The 2,132-nt window shown below is 72.1% G+C and carries 2 protein-coding genes; both read right to left on the reverse strand.

What is annotated here, in order from left to right; translation table 11 throughout:
• Nucleotides 1–732, reverse strand: a 732-nt coding sequence (locus VF468_05725; protein ID HEX5877812.1) for an aminotransferase class V-fold PLP-dependent enzyme, incomplete at its 3' end; no start/stop codon positions are given.
• Between the two features lie 90 nt (nucleotides 733–822).
• Nucleotides 823–2,132: tetratricopeptide repeat protein (locus tag VF468_05730; protein ID HEX5877813.1), on the reverse strand; the 1,310-nt coding region annotated here is incomplete at its 5' end.

Raw genomic sequence — 2,132 nt, forward strand, 5'->3', positions numbered from 1 at the left:
CTCGAACGGACCCGGCACGGCGCCGGCGTTGCGCCGCCAGGAGCGGATCCGCTCCCAGGAGGGGTCGCGGCGGGCGGTCAGTACCGCACCGGCCAGCACGTCGCTGTGGCCGTTGAGGTACTTGGTGGCCGAGTGGACCACCAGGTCGGCGCCCAGCTCCAGGGGTCGGGTGAGCACCGGGGTCGCCACGGTGTTGTCGACCGCCACCCGGGCCCCGGCGGCGTGGGCCACCTGGCAGATGCCGGCTAGGTCGGTGATCTCCCACATCGGGTTTGCCGGCGTCTCGACCCACACCAGCCGGGTGCGGCCCGGACGGATCGCCGACCCGACGGCCGCCAGGTCGGTGGCGTCCACGAACTCCACGTCCAGGCCCCAGGTGAGCGCGAACTCGGCCAGCCACTTGCGCACCCCCCAATACAGCACCCGGGAGACCAGCACGTGATCACCCGGCAATAGGGCCTGGAAGATCGCCGTGGCGGCCGCCATCCCGGAGGCGAACAGCGCGCAGGCGCAGCCGGCACCCTCCAGCGCGGCCAGCAGGCCCTCGGCGGTCTCGTAGGTCGGGTTGTCGGCGCGGGTGTAGACGCGGTCCTGCGGGTAGGAGCCGTCCGGCTGCTGCTCGTAGTTGGTCGAGGGGTTCAGCACCGGCGTCAGCCCGCCCGACACCGGGTCGGCCTGGCCGAGGGCCTGGGCGGCCAAGGTCTCCGGTGACAGGGACGGTGGTGGTTGCATCGGCCCGTGGCCTCCTTCGCGGGGTGTCGCAGTTCATCGAGGTCGGTGATGGCCTGGGCAGGATGACACGGGGTTGATCCGGAGACTGGATCACGAGCGAGCGTAGGCGAGGGCATCCTCAAGACTCATGGTGCGTCCTTGCGCCCACGCTCGGTCGATCTGGGTGTCGGTGAGCTGTCGTCGGGCAGCATCTCGTGGATGCTCAGTCACCCACCGGCCCGACTCCACCGTGAGCCCACCGCCCACGGACTCACGAAGGCGGTCGGCGGCACCGGCCACCACGACCGCTCGTTCGGGCTGTCCGAGGGCCGCCGCCGCCTGTCCCAACCGATCCAGGTCGAGGGCCACCCCGGCTAGATCTCCCAGCTCCACGGCGATCTCGAGGCATTCCCGCAGCTCATCCTCGGCCTGCTGGTAGCGGCCCTGCAGCATGGAGGTGAGGGCCAGGGTGCGCAGGATCTGGCTCTCGTACCACCGCTCGCCCAGGGCGCGGGTCCCGGCCAGACACTGCTCGCCGTAGGCGCGGGAGCCGTCGAGGTCTCCGGCGAACAGCCGCATCATTTGCGAGGTCGCCAAGCCCAAGCCGATCGCGAGCGGTTCTGGGTGCTCGGCGATGATGGCCTGGAACTGCTGTTCGATGGGTGCTGCGGCCTGCAGCTCGCCTCGATGGCAGGCCAGGGTGAAGGCCACCCCGAACAGGGCTTCCAGCTCCAGCCACCAGTCCTTCAGGCCCTTGGCCAGCTCCCGGGCGTGGCCGTAGGCGGCCTCGGCCGCGTCCCAGTCGCCCTGCCAGTAGCAGAGGCCGGCAAGGCCGATCAGGGCCTTGGCCCGCGCCATGCTGGCCGGCCCCTCGGCCGCCAGGACGTCCTCGAGCCAGCGCCGGCCCTCGGCGAAGTGCCCCCGCAGCTGCCAGAAGCGCCACAGTCTGGCGGCCAGCAGCAGCGCCATCTCGGTGTCGCCGGTCTGGCTGGCCCAGCGCAGCGCCGCCTGGAGGTTTGCGTCCTCGGCCTCCAGCTGGTCCAGCCAGCGCGCCTGGTCGGCGCCGGTGAGCTGGGGCTCTGCCTGCTCTACCAGTGTGGCGTAGAAGTGGGCGTGGCGGCCGCCGATCGCATCGGCCTCCCCGGCCGCCCGCAGCTGCTCCAGGGCGTACTCGCGGATCGTCTGCAGCATCGAGAAGCGCGCCTGGCCGGGCTCCACCGGCCGCCCCAGCAGGCTCCCTTCGACCAGCGTGGCGATGCCGACCACGAGGTCGGTGACGGGTAGGCCCTGGGCGACCGCCTCGGCGGCCTCCAGGGTGAAGCCGCCCTGGAAGACCCCCAGGCGCCGCAACAGTCCTCGGTCGGCGGGGCCGAGCAGCTGGTCGCTCCAGGCGATCGCATCCCGCAGGGTCCGCTGCCGGG

This window comes from Actinomycetota bacterium, assembly GCA_036280995.1.
Taxonomy (GTDB): Bacteria; Actinomycetota; CALGFH01; order CALGFH01; family CALGFH01; genus CALGFH01.